The sequence below is a fragment of the Pseudomonas sp. RIT411 genome (genome assembly GCF_003057735.2).
Classification (GTDB): domain Bacteria; phylum Pseudomonadota; class Gammaproteobacteria; order Pseudomonadales; family Pseudomonadaceae; genus Chryseomonas; species Chryseomonas oryzihabitans.
In genome coordinates this window covers 431,239-445,778 of the sequence record NZ_QBIZ02000001.1, presented here as the reverse complement: position 1 = coordinate 445,778, position 14,540 = coordinate 431,239, and the positions used below count along the sequence as shown (strand labels likewise).

Genomic DNA, 14,540 nt, shown 5'->3' with positions numbered 1-14,540 from the left:
GCTCTAGCTCGCGAGACGTTGAACAGGCTCGGAGGGCAGGCTAGGCTGGCGCGTCATCCAAGCGGAGTCCGCCATGAGCCAAGCAGTCACCCCCGCCTTTGCCGAAGAGCCGCTGGAGGCCAACGAGATCCGCGTTCTCGGCAGCCTCATCGAAAAGCAGCTGACCACGCCGGAAAGCTATCCCCTGACCCTCAATGCGCTGGTGCTGGCCTGCAACCAGAAGACCAGTCGCGAGCCGGTGCTCAATCTGACCCCGGGCGAGGTGGGACAGGGGCTGCGGCGCCTGGAAGAACGCGGTCTGGCGCGCCTGGTGATGGGTAGTCGGGCGGATCGCTGGGAACAGCGGCTGGACAAGGCCCTGGAGCTTCCGCCACCCCAGTGGGTGCTCTGCGCGCTGCTGTTCCTGCGCGGACCCCAGACCCTGGGGGAATTGCTGGCCCGCAGCGGCCGGATGCATGCCTTCGACGACACCGAGCAGGTGCGTCACCACCTGGAGCGGTTGATCGCCCGTGGCCTGGCCACCGGTCTGGGGCGGCAACCCGGCCAGCGCGAAGAGCGCTATCTGCATCTGTTCGGCAACGCCGCGGAACGCGATGCCCAGGTCGCGCAACTGGGTAGCGCCGCCGAAGCCGGTGCGCCCGCGGGTGGACGCGAAGGACGGCTGGAGGCGCTGGAAGCCCGGCTCGCCGCGCTCGAAGAGCGGCTGGCGCGCCTGGAGGAAGGCGCTCAGCGCGGATAGAGCGGCGGCAGGGTGTCGTGCACGGCCGCGGGCGTCAGCGGCGGCAGGGCATTGATCGCCTGCCACAGCGTCTCGCCCTGCCAGCGCTGACCGGCTTCGCTGTAGAGCGCGCCGTTGAGGTCATCGAGGGCCGCGGCCAGGGGTTCGAAGCGCGCGCCCATGGCCGCCAGGGTCTCCGGCTGCTGTCGCGCCCAGGCGTCCAGGGCGTGACGGGTCGCGTGGGGGTCGTTGCTCTGGCAGGCGCGGCGCAGCTCTTCGCGCTGCAGGCGGCTGTCGAGATCGGGCACCGTCGGCAGGACCGCCGGCTGCCGGCGGGCACGCCACCAGAGGCCGAAGCCGAGCAGGGTGGTCAGGGCGAAAAAGGCCGTGGCCAGCTGCCAGCGCCAGAGGCCGCGGTCATTGCCGCTTATCTTGGCCGCGGCGGTCGCCACCGGCTGCAGCGTCGGATCCTCGGCGACCACCAGGGTCTGGGCGGGCAGGGTGGCGCGTTCGAGGGTGTCGGTCTCGGTGTTCCACCAGACCACCTCCACTGGCGGCAGGACCTTGTCCCCCGTGGAGGTGGGAATCAGGGCGACACGCTCTTCGCGTTGCCCGACCAGCCCACGCGCCTGGGTCTGCATGGACAGCCGCGGCTGTTCGGCATAGCGCTTCACCCCCTCGGTCTCGGGCAGCACCAGTGGGGGCAGCTGGCCAGGCGCCAGGCCTTCGGCACGCACCTGCAGGGTGCGGGTCAGGGCACTGCCTTCGCGAGCCTCTGCCGGTGCGGGATTCCATTGCTGCGTCAGGGTCAGGTTGCGCGCCGGCACCCAGGGCGTCTGTGGCGGATAGCTGGCGGGCTGTGGCAGGACGTCCAGGGTCAGGGCCGGCGTGCGCAGCTGGATCGGCTGGCCGGCCCTGGAGCTGTCGTCGAGACCGCCGGCCAGGGTGGCGCTGAAGGTCTGGGGCGGCAATACCAGGGTGCCGCTCTGCAACGGATGGATGGCGTAGCGCCACTCGATCACGCCATGGCGTACGCCCTCGACGTCACGTTCGTAGACCTGCGGCGTACCGAGCAGATCCACCCGCGCCTCGCTGGGATTGGGCGGGGTGAGCACATGATCGTCATAGAGCGCCACGGCGTGGTAGAGGCGAATGGTCAGGATGGTTTCCGCCTGCACATAGAGCCGGGTGCGCTCCACCGAGGCTTCCAGATAGACCGGCTCACGGGCCTGGCGTTTGGCGGCGCTGGCCTCCACGGTGACGGTCAGCGGCTGGCTGCGGGCGCCGTCGAGGGTCAGGGCGGGAATGGTCAGGGCACCGCTGGCCTTGGGTTGCAGGGTGACGTTCCAGCGGGTGGTCACCCGCTCGCCGGGCGGCAGGCTGTTCTGGCGGACCCCGAGCACCCGGAAGTCCTGCTCCAGCGGGCCGAGATCGGGCTTGCCGAACTGCGCGGGATCGGTGGTTTCGAGAATGAGTTCGAGCGTCTCGTTCTGGCTGAGCTGAGTGCGCTCCAGGCGGGCGCTGAGGTCCGCCGCCTGCACCAGGGGCGCGAGCAGCGCGAGGGGCAGCAGCAAGGGATAGGCCTTCATTGCAGCGCGTTCTCCTCGCGTTGTTGTTGCTGGTACCAGAACTTGCGGCGCAGCAGCTCGGCCGGGTTGTCGGGAATCTCGCGCAGCCACTGTTCGGCCGCCTGACGCTGTTCCTCCGCCAGGGGATCTTCGGCGTAGGACGGACTGACGAGCCAGTCCGCGCCGGCCTGGGCCTGCTGCTGCGGGCTGGCCGCAGCGGCAGCGGTGGACGGCGGGGTACTGCTGCTGGCCGGCTCGTCCGCCTGGGCGCTGCTCTGACTGGCGCTCTGGGCCTGGCGACTGCGGGCGGCGGCCTCGGCCTGGGCCGCGGCGCGCTGGGCGAGCAGGCGTTCGAGGCGGTTGCGATTGCGCAGGGCGGGGGTCAGATCCGGACGCAGCACCAGCGCCGCCCGGTAGGCGCGCAGGGCCTCGTCCAGGCGTCCGGCCATGGCCAGGGCATTGCCGCGATTGTAGTGGCCGTCCGCCGAGGGATCCCGGGCGAAGGCCGCGGCGGCGCCGCTGAAGTCGCCGGCGCGATAGAGCGCCACGCCGCGCCAGCGCTCGTCGGTAAAGAGGTCGGCGGCCGCGCCAGCCTGGTCGTCGGCCAGCAGCTGAAGGGCCTGCTGGTCGCGACGCAGCCAGAGATCGTCCCAGCTGCCGGCCTGCGCCGGAGGCGGCGTCAGCAAGAGGCAGAAGGGCAGACATAGCAGCCAGCCGCGGCGTGCGCCACAGGCGACCAGGACCAGCAGGGGCAGGAGCAGCAGGTAACCCTGGTCGCGCCAGTCGGAAGGTCCCTGACCCTCGCTGGCCCGCACATCGTCGGGTCGCTCCAGCAGACCGAGGCGACGCAGGTCGCTGTCATCGCGTTGCAGGCGCTGATAGCGGCCACCCAGCTCGCGGGCGACGTCCTGCAGGCGGCCTTCGGCCAGGCGGGCGATGCGGATGCCGCCGGCGGCGTCGCTCAGGTAGTTGCCGGTCTCGGCGGCCACCGGGGCGCCCTGGGGCGTACCCGGGCCGAGGATCGCCAGCTGGCGCAGCCGACCCTGCAGCTGGCGCTCGAGGCCCAGCCGCTCGCGGTCGTCCAGGTCGCTGGCGATGAGCAGCAGCCGGGCGCTGGCGCTGGGCGCCGGGCCGAGCAGCTCCAGGGCCTGGGCGATACCCAGGTCGGCGCGCTGGCCGGGCACCGGCATGATCGACGGCCGCAACGCCTTGAGCAGGTTGTCCATGGTCGGCAGGTCGTCGGTCAGGGGCACCAGGGTATGGGCGCTGCCGGCATAGACGACGATGGCGGTCTCGCCGTCCTGGCGCGCCTTGAGCAGGTCCTGCAGCTTGCGCTGCACGGCCAGCAGGCGATTGGGGATGACATCGGTGGCGAGCAGATCGGGCGTCAGCGCCAAGACCACCACCAGCGGATCGTTGCGCCGAAAGTTCTGCGCTTCGCCCTGCTGCCAGCTGGGACCGGCCAGGGCCAGACAGGCCAGCACCCCGGCCAGACCCAGCAGCACCAGCCCGAGGGGCGAGCGCTGGCGATCGCTGTCGCTGAGCAGCCAGGGTTGCAGCGCCGGGGGCAGCAGCGCCTGCCAGCGCCCGTGGCGATGCCGGCGCCGACGCAGCGAGCCGATCACCAGGGCGACCGGCACCAGGGCCAGCAGCCACCAGGGACGCAGGAGCAGCGGCAGCCAGTCGCTCATCGGGCCTTGCCTCCACGCTGCCAGCGTGTCGGCCACGGCAGGCGGCCAAGCGCCAGGGCCAAGCCGAGCAGCAGTGCCCCGGCCAGCGGCCAGGCATAGAGTTCGCGGGTGGGGCGGGCCTGGTCCGGTTGCTGGCGGATGGGTTCGAGACGATCGAGCTGGCGTGACACGGCGGCCAGCTCGGTACTGGATCTCACCCGGAAATAGGCGCCGTTGGTGACCTCGGCGAGGTGGCGCAGCATGGGTTCGTCGAGATCGCTGGGCGTCGCGCCGGCGCCCAGGGTGTCCGGATCGGCGCCGATGCCCAGGGTATAGACGCGGACCCGCTCGCTGGCCGCCAGGCTGGCCGCCACCTCGGGCGTCACCACGCCGCCGTTGCTGGCGCCGTCGGTGACCAGGATCAGGGTGCGACTGTTGTCCGGGCGCTTGCGCAGGTGCTTGACCGCCAGGCCCACGGCGTCGCCCACCGCGGTGTTGCGCCCGGCCAGGCCGATCTGGGCTTCTTCCAAGAGCGCATGCACGGTGCGCCGGTCGGCGGTCAGCGGTGCCTGCAGATAGGCCTGGGAACCGAACAGGATCAGGCCGACGCGATCGCCCTGGCGACTGTCGATGAAGCGGCCGAGCAGTTGCTTGACCAGGCTCAGGCGGCTGACGTTCTCGTCGCCCAGTTGCATGTCCGGGGTGTCCATCGAGCCGGAGACATCCACCGCCAGCAACAGATCGCGCCCGCTCACGTCCAGCGGCTGGGGTGGCCCCACCCACTGCGGACGCGCCGCGGCGGCCAGGATCAGCAGCCAGCCCAGCAGAAAGGGCAGCAGACGGCGGGCGCCGCTCAGGCCGCCGGTGTGGCGGGTGCGCCCACCCAGGTGTTCGAGTTCAGCGAGGAATTCCACCCGTAGGGCCGCCTGGCCGCTGTCGGCCGCCGGCAGGAGCACGCGCAGCGCCCAGGGCAGCGGCAGCAGCAGCCACAACCAGGGCCAGGCGAATTCAAACATGCTTGCGGATCCAGGTGGCGACGGCGTCCTGCAGGCCGTCGATGGCGCGGTCATCCAGCCGGCAATCCGGGCGATAGCCGCCGTCGACCAGGATCATGTAGCGCGTCAGGCCGGCCGCCGGACAGCGCGAATCGAGAAAGGCCAGCCAGTCGCGGCCGCTCAGGGTCTGGCTGAGCTGATCCGGATAGCTGGCGCGGCAGAGGCGCTTGAGCAGGGCGTTGAGCGCCTGCAACCAGGGTCCGGCCGGCGCGCCATAGGGGCGCGGCAGGCGGGCCAGTTCGGCCAGGGCAGTGGTGCGCAGATCCTCTTCGGTGGTCGCCTCGGCGAGGGGCGCGCTGACCAGCGGCCGCCGGCCATGGCGATGGCGCAGAAAGAAGCCCAGCGCCACCACTACCAGCAGCAGCAGCCACCAGCCCGGCGCCGGTGGCCAGAGGGTCGGCTCCGGCGGCAACCGCAGCGGCTCCAGATTCGGCAGGCCGGGGGTCACGAGGTGTACCCCGGACGGTGCTGGCGCAGAAGGTGCCGCAACTGCTCGACCAGGTCGTCCGCTGTGGACAGCGGCAGCAGCGGAATACCCAGGCGCAGGCTGAGTTCGGTCCAGCGTTCGCGGCGCTGCGCGGCCTGCTCGGCGTAGCCCTGGCGCACGTCGGCGCGGTCGGTGTCCAGTTCCACTTCCGCCGGACCGCTGGTGAAGCGCAGCAGGCCGGCCTGGGGCAATTCGTGATCCAGCGGATCGGAAAGCGGCAGCAGGACCAGGTCGCTGTGCCGCGAAAGCAGCGTGAGGTGCTGCTCGGTGGCCACGTCCAGGCTGCGCTCGTCGCAGATTACCAGGGCCAGGCTGCCGGGACGCAGCACCTCGCGGGCGCGGCGCAGGACCTGGTTGAAGGTGATGCGCGGCACCTGGGCCAGGGCCGGATCCTGCAGCGCCCGATTGGCGTTGATCAGGTGATCGAAGAAACGCAGCAGATTCTGCTTGCTGCGCCGTGGCCGTACCTCGTGCAGGCGTTCGCCGCCAAAGATCATGCCGCCGATGCGGTCGTTGTGCTCCAGCACCGCCCAGCCGATCAGCGCGGCCAGGCGCCCGGCCAGCACCGACTTGAATTGCTGGCGGGTGCCGAAGAAGGTGCGCGGACTCTGTTCCAGCAGGAGATAGACCGGCCGCTCGCGTTCTTCGTGGAACAGCTTGGTATGGGGCTCGCGGGTGCGGGCGGTGACGCGCCAGTCGATGGCGCGCACGTCATCGCCGGGCTGGTAGGCGCGCACCTGGTCGAAGTCCACGCCGCGCCCGCGCAGGCGCGAGTGGTGCAGGCCGATCAGCGGACTGCGCCGTCCGGCGGCGGAAAACAGCTGCACCTCGACCACCCGGTGGCGCATCTCGATGAGCTCGGCCAGGCCCAGGGTCACGCCGTTGCGCTCGGCCATCTCAGGCCACGGCCACCAGATCGAGGATGCGCTGCACCACCCGGTCGTGGTCGATGCCGGCGGCTTCCGCCTCGAAGGACAGGATGATGCGGTGGCGCAGGACATCGAAGACCACCGCCTGGATATCCTCCGGGCTGACGAAATCCCGCCCGGCCAGCCAGGCGTGGGCGCGGGCGCAGCGATCCAGGGCGATGGAACCGCGCGGACTGGCGCCGTAGGTGATCCAGTGCGCCAGGTCCTGATCGAAGCGCCCCGGGGTGCGGGTCGCCATGATCAGCTGGACCAGGTATTCCTCCACGGCGTCGGCCATGTACAGCCCGAGCACCTCGCGCCGGGCCGCATTGATCGCCGCCTGGGTGACCCGCTCGGTCGGCAGGGTCTCGCCGTCCAGGGCTTCGCCACGGGCCTGGGCGAGGATGCGGCGTTCCACCGAGGCGTCGGGGTAGCCGATCTTGACGTGCATCAGGAAGCGGTCGAGCTGGGCCTCGGGCAGGGGATAGGTGCCTTCCTGCTCGATGGGATTCTGGGTGGCCATCACCAGGAAGAGGTCGGGCAGGGCATAGGAGGTGCGACCGATGCTCACCTGGCGTTCGGCCATGGCTTCCAGCAGCGCGGATTGCACCTTGGCCGGCGCCCGGTTGATCTCGTCGGCCAGCACCAGGTTGTGGAAGATCGGTCCCTGCTGGAAGGAGAAGGTCGCCGTGTCGGGACGATAGATCTCGGTGCCGGTGATGTCGGCCGGCAGCAGGTCGGGGGTGAACTGGATGCGGTGGAAATCCGCTTCCAGGCCTTCCGCCAGGTCCTTGATGGCCTTGGTCTTGGCCAGCCCGGGGGCGCCTTCCACCAGCAGATGACCGTCCGCCAGCACCGCGATGAGCAGGCGCTCCACCAGGGTTTCCTGGCCAAGGATCTGGCTGGTGAGGTAGGTGCGAAGCACCTGCAGAGCGTCACGGTGAGCCATGGGGCATCCTGAATACGGCGCTGGAACGGTCGAGGGTGCTGGATTTTACTGCAAGCGGCGGCTGCCGCCCATGCCTGCGCTGACGTCGCATCCAGAGCAGTCCTTGACGAAATTTTGACGAGCTCCTGCTCAGGCTGGGCGCTGGTCGGCGCGGCAGAGGTCTCGCTTCGCCCACGTTGCGGAGGCCAGGACTGGCGCGATCGTGCCGGATGGTTAAACTCCCACGCCTGCCGACCGCGCCCGAGGCCTCTGCGTGGCCGATCCCGAGCCGCTGGCCACGCGCCGCGAATCCCTGCTGCTTTTGACAAGGTGTTTTCATGTCGCAAACGGAAGTCCCCCACACCCCGCGCGCCGCTGGCATCCGACCGGTGCCGACGCTGGGCAGCCACCTCAGCTTCGTGCTGGGTTGCGCCCTGGCGCTGATGGTCATGTTCACCCTGCTGCGCTTGGCGCTGCTGGGCTACAACACCGATCTGATCGGCGACTCGCCCTTCGCCACCTTTGCCGAGGCCTTCTTCAACGGCGCTCGCTTCGACCTGCGCCTGGTGGTCTATATCTGCGTGCCCTCGCTGCTCTGCCTGCTCAGCGCCAGAGCCATGGCCGCCCGCCGCCTGCAGGCCGGCTGGTTCACCCTGGCCGCCAGCCTCTGTCTGCTGCTGGGTGTCGGCGAGCTGAATTTCTACCGCGAATTCCACCAGCGCCTGAACAGCCTGGTGTTCCAGTACATGCAGGAAGACCTGCACACCGTCACCAGCATGATCTGGAACGGCTTTCCGGTGCTGCGGCTGCTCCTGGCCTGGGCGGTGGCGACCCTGCTGCTGGGCCTGGTGTTCTTTGGCGTGGAGCGAGCCACCCGCCGGTATGCCGCGGCGCGGCCGGCCGCCTGGTATCGCCGGGGCGCGGTGTTCCTGCTCTGCCTGGTGGTGGCCGTCATCGCCGCCCGCGGCACCCTGAGATCCGGGCCGCCGCTGCGCTGGGGCGACGCCTACACCACCGATTCCATGTTCGCCAACCACCTCGGTCTGAACGGCACCCTGACCCTGATCAATGCCGCCGAGAACAGCTTCTCCGACCATCGCGACAACAGCTGGAAGGCCACCATGCCGGCCGCCGACGCCCTGGCGGTGACCCGGCAACTGCTGCTGACCCCGCGTGACGAGCTGATCGACGCCGACAAGGCCGCCATCCGCCGGATCTACACCCCGCCCACCGATGGCCAGTTGCCCAAGGTGCGCAACGTCGTGGTGATCCTCATGGAAAGCATGGCCGGTCGCTATATCGGCGCCCTCGGCAACGAAGACGGCATCACCCCGAACTTCGACGCCCTGGCCAAGCAGGGCACGCTGTTCACCCGCTTCTTCTCCAACGGCACCCATACCCACCAGGGCATGTTCGCCACCATGGCCTGCTTCCCCAACCTGCCGGCCTTCGAGTACCTGATGCGCATGCCCGAGGGCGCGCACCAGTTCTCCGGTCTGCCGCAACTGCTCAGCACCCGCGGCTTCGACGACGTCTACGTCTACAACGGCAACTTCCAGTGGGACAACCAGTCCGGCTTCTTCAGCAACCAGGGCATGACCCGCTTCGTCGGCCGCGAGGACTTCGTGAATCCGGTGTTCATGGATCCGACCTGGGGCGTTTCCGACCAGGACATGTTCGACCGCTCGGTGCAGGAGCTGGACAAGCTGGCCAAGGCGCCGGACGGCAAGCCCTTCTATGCGCTGCTGCAGACCCTGTCCAACCACACCCCCTATGCGCTGCCCAAGGACCTGCCGGTCACCCCGGTCACCGGTCACGGCTCGCTCGACGAACACCTCACCGCCATGCGCTACGCCGACTGGTCGCTGGGTCAGTTCTTCGCCAAGGTCAAGAACGAGCCCTGGTACCAGGACACCCTGTTCGTCATCGTCGGTGACCACGGCTTCGGCAACAACGAGCAGATCACCGAGATGGACCTGTCGCGCTTCAACGTACCGCTCCTGCTGATCGGTCCGGGCGTGCAGGAAACCTTTGGCGCCCGTCGTGACACCGTGGGTAGCCAGATCGACGTGGTGCCCACGGTGCTGGCCCGCTTCGGCAAGCCGACCCAGCACCAGTGCTGGGGCCGTGATCTGCTGGGTCTGCCCCAGGGCGATCCGGGCGTCGCGGTGATCAAGCCGTCGGGCAGCGACCAGACCGTGGCCCTGGTCACGGGCGATCGCATCCTGGTCAAGCCGCGCGACCGCGACGCCGTGCTCTATCGCTATCACCTGGGCACCCAGGCCGGTGGCGAGGTGCTCAAGGGCGACGCCAGCGCGCCCGAGCTGCAGAAGCGCCTGGAGGCCTTCATCCAGACCGCGACCGCCAGCCTGCTGGGTAATACCACCGGCATGACTGACAGCAAGGCCGCCGAGGCTCAGCGGCAGTAGTCTCGTCGCCCATGAAAAAGGCCGCCCGAGGGCGGCCTTTCTTTTTTGCCGGCAGCGATCAGGCCGCGATGACCACGTCTTCGGCCTGCAGGCCCTTGTCGCGCTGGATCACCGAGAATTCCACGCGCTGGCCTTCCATCAGCACCCGATGACCTTCGCCACGGATCGCGCGGAAGTGCACGAAGATGTCGTCGCCGGTGTCGCGGGAGATGAAGCCGAAGCCCTTGGAGGTGTTGAACCACTTCACCGTGCCGCGCTCGCGGTCATCGGCCAGCGGACGGGCCGGAGCGGCGGCGGCAGGGGCGGAACGCGCCGCCTGACGCGGACGAACCTCGCTGTCGGCCACCGCGGCGTTGCCCGCCGGGGCACGAAACTTTTCCGGCAGGCTGGCCAGGGCGGCGACCAGGGTCAGCCCCAGCGGCAGCAATTCGGCCGGCAGGCCGCCGATCTGCTCGAGGGGCGCCAGCAGGATAAAGGTCTGGGCCACCACGGCGATCACCAGCAGGGCGCTGGCGAGTTTCTGGGCACCGCTGCTGCGGCTGCGGGAGAAAGGCGTGAAGAGGAGGGTGGCAAGACCCAGCAGGGCCAGATGGATGGACTCGGGTTGATCGAAGGACGAGGTGTCGGACTGCAGTCCGGGAATTGCCGATAACAGGAGCGCAGCAGCGCCCACCACGACATGGACAGTAGATAACGTGTTCAATGTGAAATCACCTTGGGATAGAGAACACGGGTCTGCCGAAACTGCCGGAGCGGTGCCCGACAGCGGAGTGACCCGGCGCGAAAAGCGCGTCCTTATTTAACCCAAAAGGTGAGGGCCGCTCAATCGTGGCACCGTCGCGGGCCTCGGCCCGCGACGGCAGCCGGAGCTAGGCGGCGAGCAGGCTGCGCAGCATCCAGGCGGTCTTCTCGTGGGTCTGCATGCGCTGGGTTAGCAGATCGGCGGTGGGCTCGTCGCTGACCTTGTCCAGCAACGGGAAGATGCCCCGCGCAGTCCGCACCACGGCTTCCTGACCCTGCACCAGCAGGCGGATCATGTCCTGGGCGTCCGGCACCCCTTCCTCTTCCTTGATGCTCGACAGGCGGGCATAGGCGGCGTAGGTACCCGGCGCCGGGAAGCCCAGGGCGCGGATGCGCTCGGCGATGTCGTCCACCGCCACGGCCAGCTCGGTGTACTGGGTCTCGAACATCAGGTGCAGGGTGTTGAACATCGGCCCGGTCACGTTCCAGTGGAAGTTGTGGGTCTTCAGATACAGGGTGTAGGTGTCGGCCAGGAGGCGCGACAGGCCCTCGGCGATCTGGGCACGATCCTGTTCGGCGATTCCGATGTTGATTTCCATGCTGACGGCTCCTGTGCGTCGGTTGCGAAGGGCTCCGAGGCTATCACAGAACCGCTGGCCGTTTAGCCAGTGTTCGCACGTCGAGCTGCGTGCCCGGCTACGGTAAAATCGTGACGGATGATATAGAATCTCCCGTTCAGTCGAGCGCCCGGTCTTGCCGGCCCGGCGCCTCCACGCATTCAGCCTGTTCTAGAGAAGCGAAACCACGACCATGATGCGCAGCCACTATTGCGGCCAGTTGAACGAGAGCCTGGACGGCCAGGAAATCACCCTCTGCGGTTGGGTCCACCGCCGCCGTGACCACGGCGGGGTCATCTTCCTCGACATCCGCGATCGCGAAGGCCTGGCCCAGGTGGTGTTCGATCCGGATCGCGCCGAAACCTTCGCCAAGGCCGACCGCGTGCGCAGCGAGTACGTCGTCAAGCTCACCGGCAAGGTGCGCCTGCGTCCCGAAGGCGCGCGCAACGCCAACATGGCCTCCGGCGCCATCGAGGTGCTGGGCTACGAGCTGGAAGTGCTCAACGAGGCGGAAACCCCGCCGTTCCCGCTTAACGAATACACCGATGTCGGCGAAGAGACCCGCCTGCGCTATCGCTTCATCGATCTGCGCCGTCCGGAGATGGCCGAGAAGCTGAAGCTGCGTTCGCGCATCACCTCCAGCATCCGCCGCTACCTGGACGAGAACGGTTTCCTCGACGTGGAAACCCCGATCCTGACCCGGGCCACTCCCGAGGGTGCCCGCGACTACCTGGTGCCCAGCCGCACCCACCCCGGCAGCTTCTTCGCCCTGCCGCAGTCGCCCCAGCTGTTCAAGCAGTTGCTGATGGTCGCCGGCTTCGATCGCTACTACCAGATCGCCAAGTGCTTCCGCGACGAAGACCTGCGGGCCGACCGCCAGCCGGAATTCACTCAGATCGACATCGAGACCAGCTTCCTCGATGAAAAAGACATCATGGACATCACCGAGACCATGGTGCGCAACCTGTTCAAGGAAGTCCTGGACGTCGAGTTCGGCGAGCTGCCGCACATGACCCTGGCCGAGGCCATGCGTCGCTTCGGTTCCGACAAGCCGGACCTGCGCATCCCGCTGGAACTGGTGGACGTGGAAGACCAGCTCAAGGACGTCGACTTTAAGGTCTTCGCCGGTCCGGCCAACGATCCCAAGTGCCGCGTCGCCGCCCTGCGCGTACCGGGCGGGGCGAGCATGCCGCGCAAGCAGATCGACGACTACACCAAATTCGTCGGCATCTACGGTGCCAAGGGCCTGGCCTACATCAAGGTCAACGAGCGCGCCGCCGGCGTCGAGGGCCTGCAGTCGCCCATCGTCAAGAACATCCCCCTGGACAACATCAACGTCATCCTCGACCGCGTCGGCGCGGTGGATGGCGACATCGTGTTCTTTGGCGCGGACAAGACCAAGATCGTTTCCGAGGCCCTGGGCGCGCTGCGCATCAAGCTCGGTCACGACCTCAATCTGCTGACCTGCCAGTGGGCGCCGCTGTGGGTGGTCGACTTCCCGATGTTCGAGGAAAACGACGATGGCAGCCTGACCGCCATGCACCACCCCTTCACCTCGCCCAAGTGCGGCCCGGACGAGCTCAAGGCCAACCCGGGTGCGGCGCTGTCGCGCGCCTACGACATGGTGCTCAACGGCACCGAGCTGGGCGGCGGTTCCATCCGTATCCACGACAAGAAGATGCAGCAGGCGGTCTTCGAGGTGCTGGGGATCAGCGCTGAGGAACAGGAAGAGAAGTTCGGCTTCCTGCTGGACGCCCTGAAGTTCGGCGCGCCACCCCATGGCGGCCTGGCCTTCGGCCTGGATCGCCTGGTGATGCTGATGACCGGCGCCTCGTCCATTCGTGAAGTCATCGCCTTCCCGAAGACCCAGAGCGCCGCCGACGTCATGACCCAGGCGCCCGGCGCCGTCGACGCCAAGGCGCTGCGCGAGCTGCACATCCGCCTGCGCGAGCAGCCCAAGGCGGAATAAGCCTTATCGGAGGAGGGCGCCCGGACGGGTGCCCGCCGTTTCCCTTTTCAGTGCGCCGCGGTCATCGCCGCGGCGCCGTCTTCGTCAAGACATTGGAGTAGCTTATGGCCGGTCATTCCAAATGGGCCAACATCAAGCATCGCAAAGAGCGTCAGGATGCCAAGAAGGGCAAGATCTTCACCAAGATCATCCGTGAGCTGACCGTGGCCGCGCGCCAGGGTGGCGGCGTTCCGGCCGACAACCCCCGCCTGCGCCTGGCGGTGGACAAGGCGCTGACCGCCAACATGACCCGCGACACCATCGACCGGGCCATCGCCCGGGGCGTGGGCGCCGGCGAAGGCGAGAACGTCGAGGAACTGACCTATGAAGGCTACGCCCCGAGCGGTGTCGCCATCATCGTCGAGGCCATGACCGACAACCGCAACCGCACCGCGGCCGAAGTCCGCCACGCCTTCAACAAGTGCGGTGGCAACCTGGGCACCGACGGTTCTGTGGCCTATCTGTTCGAGCGCAAGGGCCAGATCAGCTACGCCCCCGGCCTGGACGAGGACGCCCTGATGGAAGCCGCCCTGGAAGCGGGTGCCGACGACGTGGTCGCCAACGACGATGGCTCCATCGACGTCTTCACCAGCTTCGCCGACTTCATCGCCGTCAACGAAGCCCTGACCGCCGCCGGCTACAAGGCCGACGAAGCCGAGGTGACCATGATCCCCTCGACCTCCGCGACCCTGGACCTGGAAACCGCGCAGAAGGTGCTCAAGCTGATCGACATGCTCGAAGACCTGGACGACGTGCAGAACGTCTACTCCAACGCCGACATCCCCGAGGATGTCATGGCGCAGCTCGGCTGATGTCCCTCTACGAGCGCCTGCCGCCCGATGCGCCCGGCACCCTGGTGCTGGGCATCGACCCGGGTTCGCGGCTGACCGGCTTCGGCGTGGTGCGCGACACCGGACGCGGCTGCGAGTACGTCGCCTCCGGCTGCATCCGGACCGGTAACGGTCCGTTGCCGGAGCGGCTGCAGATCGTCTATCGCGGCGTGCGCGACGTCATCGCCCAGTACGGGCCGGTCACCATGGGCATCGAGCAGGTGTTCATGGCGCGCAACGCCGATTCGGCGCTCAAGCTGGGTCAGGCCCGGGGAGCGGCCATCGTCGCCGGCGCCGAAGGTGGTCTGGAGATTTCCGAATACACCGCGAGCCAGGTCAAGCAGGCCGTGGTCGGCAACGGTGGGGCGGACAAGCAGCAGGTGATGCTGATGGTCATGCACCTGCTGCGCCTGACCGAGAAACCCCAGATCGACGCCTCCGACGCCCTGGCCATCGCCCTGTGCCATGCCCACACCCGGCAGAGCCTGGTTCCCCATGGCCTGCTGGCGACCCGCCGCCGCGGCGGTCGCCTGCGTCTCTAGCGCCATCCGCTCTCTCATCTCGCTCCAACGTTAGGAAGG

Annotated in this window: 13 protein-coding genes and 1 pseudogene; 5 read left to right on the top strand and 9 right to left on the bottom strand. The window is 68.5% G+C overall.

Translation table 11 applies throughout. The features are described from left to right. Nucleotides 1–73 precede the first annotated feature (73 nt). The gene (locus DBY63_RS02020) at nt 74–739 is read left to right on the top strand and encodes a DUF480 domain-containing protein (RefSeq protein ID WP_108581155.1); all 666 of its coding nucleotides are present in this window, start codon (nt 74–76) and stop codon (nt 737–739) included. On the opposite strand, the gene DBY63_RS02015 is transcribed toward DBY63_RS02020, so the two are convergent. From DBY63_RS02015 to DBY63_RS01990, 6 genes are read right to left on the bottom strand one after another with little or no spacing between them, the layout of a single operon-like run. Beyond that, a complete protein-coding gene (locus tag DBY63_RS02015) occupies nt 727–2,307 on the bottom strand; it encodes a BatD family protein (RefSeq protein ID WP_007160347.1) in 1,581 nt (526 codons plus the stop codon). The genes DBY63_RS02020 and DBY63_RS02015 overlap by 13 nt on opposite strands. Next, a complete protein-coding gene (locus DBY63_RS02010) occupies nt 2,304–3,977 on the bottom strand; it encodes a tetratricopeptide repeat protein (protein WP_058791643.1) in 1,674 nt (557 codons plus the stop codon). Before DBY63_RS02010 ends, DBY63_RS02015 begins: the two co-directional genes overlap by 4 nt. Further along, on the bottom strand, nt 3,974–4,972 hold the full coding sequence (locus DBY63_RS02005) for a VWA domain-containing protein (protein ID WP_007160345.1): 999 nt from the start codon (nt 4,970–4,972) through the stop codon (nt 3,974–3,976). Before DBY63_RS02005 ends, DBY63_RS02010 begins: the two co-directional genes overlap by 4 nt. Continuing rightward, nucleotides 4,965–5,459: a DUF4381 domain-containing protein gene (locus DBY63_RS02000; RefSeq protein WP_007160344.1), complete on the bottom strand. Its 495-nt coding sequence runs from the start codon at nt 5,457–5,459 to the stop codon at nt 4,965–4,967. Before DBY63_RS02000 ends, DBY63_RS02005 begins: the two co-directional genes overlap by 8 nt. Next, nucleotides 5,456–6,394, bottom strand: coding sequence for a DUF58 domain-containing protein (locus tag DBY63_RS01995; protein WP_007160343.1), 939 nt, complete (start codon nt 6,392–6,394; stop codon nt 5,456–5,458). The genes DBY63_RS02000 and DBY63_RS01995 overlap by 4 nt, the downstream gene beginning before the upstream one ends. A gap of 1 nt (nt 6,395) precedes the next feature. Then, nucleotides 6,396–7,355 carry a MoxR family ATPase gene (locus DBY63_RS01990; protein ID WP_007160342.1) on the bottom strand — a complete coding sequence of 320 codons (960 nt, stop codon included), beginning with the start codon at nt 7,353–7,355 and terminating at the stop codon, nt 6,396–6,398. A 317-nt stretch (nt 7,356–7,672) separates the two neighbouring features. On the opposite strand from DBY63_RS01990, the gene DBY63_RS01985 reads away from it, so the two are divergent. Beyond that, complete coding sequence (locus DBY63_RS01985) at nt 7,673–9,763, top strand: LTA synthase family protein (protein WP_108581154.1); 2,091 nt, start codon at nt 7,673–7,675, stop codon at nt 9,761–9,763. Nucleotides 9,764–9,821: 58 nt separating this feature from the next. On the opposite strand, the gene DBY63_RS25130 is transcribed toward DBY63_RS01985, so the two are convergent. The 3 genes and pseudogenes from DBY63_RS25130 to DBY63_RS01975 form a co-directional block, all read right to left on the bottom strand. Then, the gene (locus DBY63_RS25130) at nt 9,822–10,037 is read right to left on the bottom strand and encodes a cold-shock protein (RefSeq protein WP_160923550.1); all 216 of its coding nucleotides are present in this window, start codon (nt 10,035–10,037) and stop codon (nt 9,822–9,824) included. Between the two features lie 120 nt (nt 10,038–10,157). After that, nucleotides 10,158–10,466 (bottom strand): annotated as a pseudogene (locus tag DBY63_RS25345) (cold shock domain-containing protein membrane protein); the annotation flags it as partial. 166 nt (nt 10,467–10,632) lie between these two features. Beyond that, nucleotides 10,633–11,103, bottom strand: a complete 471-nt coding sequence (locus tag DBY63_RS01975) for a Dps family protein (RefSeq protein ID WP_007160339.1) — start codon at nt 11,101–11,103, stop codon at nt 10,633–10,635. A gap of 211 nt (nt 11,104–11,314) precedes the next feature. Between DBY63_RS01975 and aspS the strand changes: the two genes are divergently transcribed. The 3 genes from aspS to ruvC all read left to right on the top strand — a co-directional run bounded on the left by aspS (nt 11,315) and on the right by ruvC (nt 14,501). Further along, complete coding sequence (gene aspS, locus DBY63_RS01970; RefSeq protein ID WP_042133032.1) at nt 11,315–13,090, top strand: aspartate--tRNA ligase; 1,776 nt, start codon at nt 11,315–11,317, stop codon at nt 13,088–13,090. Between the two features lie 104 nt (nt 13,091–13,194). Beyond that, nucleotides 13,195–13,941: a YebC/PmpR family DNA-binding transcriptional regulator gene (locus DBY63_RS01965; protein ID WP_007160337.1), complete on the top strand. Its 747-nt coding sequence runs from the start codon at nt 13,195–13,197 to the stop codon at nt 13,939–13,941. Next, a complete protein-coding gene (ruvC, locus tag DBY63_RS01960) occupies nt 13,941–14,501 on the top strand; it encodes a crossover junction endodeoxyribonuclease RuvC (RefSeq protein WP_007160336.1) in 561 nt (186 codons plus the stop codon). The genes DBY63_RS01965 and ruvC overlap by 1 nt, the downstream gene beginning before the upstream one ends. Nucleotides 14,502–14,540: the final 39 nt, after the last annotated feature.

Bases quoted from the DNA above. Each gene is read 5' to 3' on its own strand.
- DBY63_RS02020 (WP_108581155.1), top strand. From the start codon at position 74: ATGAGCCAAGCAGTCACCCCCGCCTTTGCCGAAGAGCCGCTGGAGGCC.
- DBY63_RS02015 (WP_007160347.1), bottom strand. From the start codon at position 2,307: ATGAAGGCCTATCCCTTGCTGCTGCCCCTCGCGCTGCTCGCGCCCCTG.
- DBY63_RS02010 (WP_058791643.1), bottom strand. From the start codon at position 3,977: ATGAGCGACTGGCTGCCGCTGCTCCTGCGTCCCTGGTGGCTGCTGGCC.
- DBY63_RS02005 (WP_007160345.1), bottom strand. From the start codon at position 4,972: ATGTTTGAATTCGCCTGGCCCTGGTTGTGGCTGCTGCTGCCGCTGCCC.
- DBY63_RS01995 (WP_007160343.1), bottom strand. From the start codon at position 6,394: ATGGCCGAGCGCAACGGCGTGACCCTGGGCCTGGCCGAGCTCATCGAG.
- DBY63_RS01990 (WP_007160342.1), bottom strand. From the start codon at position 7,355: ATGGCTCACCGTGACGCTCTGCAGGTGCTTCGCACCTACCTCACCAGC.
- DBY63_RS01985 (WP_108581154.1), top strand. From the start codon at position 7,673: ATGTCGCAAACGGAAGTCCCCCACACCCCGCGCGCCGCTGGCATCCGA.
- DBY63_RS01975 (WP_007160339.1), bottom strand. From the start codon at position 11,103: ATGGAAATCAACATCGGAATCGCCGAACAGGATCGTGCCCAGATCGCC.
- aspS (WP_042133032.1), top strand. From the start codon at position 11,315: ATGATGCGCAGCCACTATTGCGGCCAGTTGAACGAGAGCCTGGACGGC.
- DBY63_RS01965 (WP_007160337.1), top strand. From the start codon at position 13,195: ATGGCCGGTCATTCCAAATGGGCCAACATCAAGCATCGCAAAGAGCGT.
- ruvC (WP_007160336.1), top strand. From the start codon at position 13,941: ATGTCCCTCTACGAGCGCCTGCCGCCCGATGCGCCCGGCACCCTGGTG.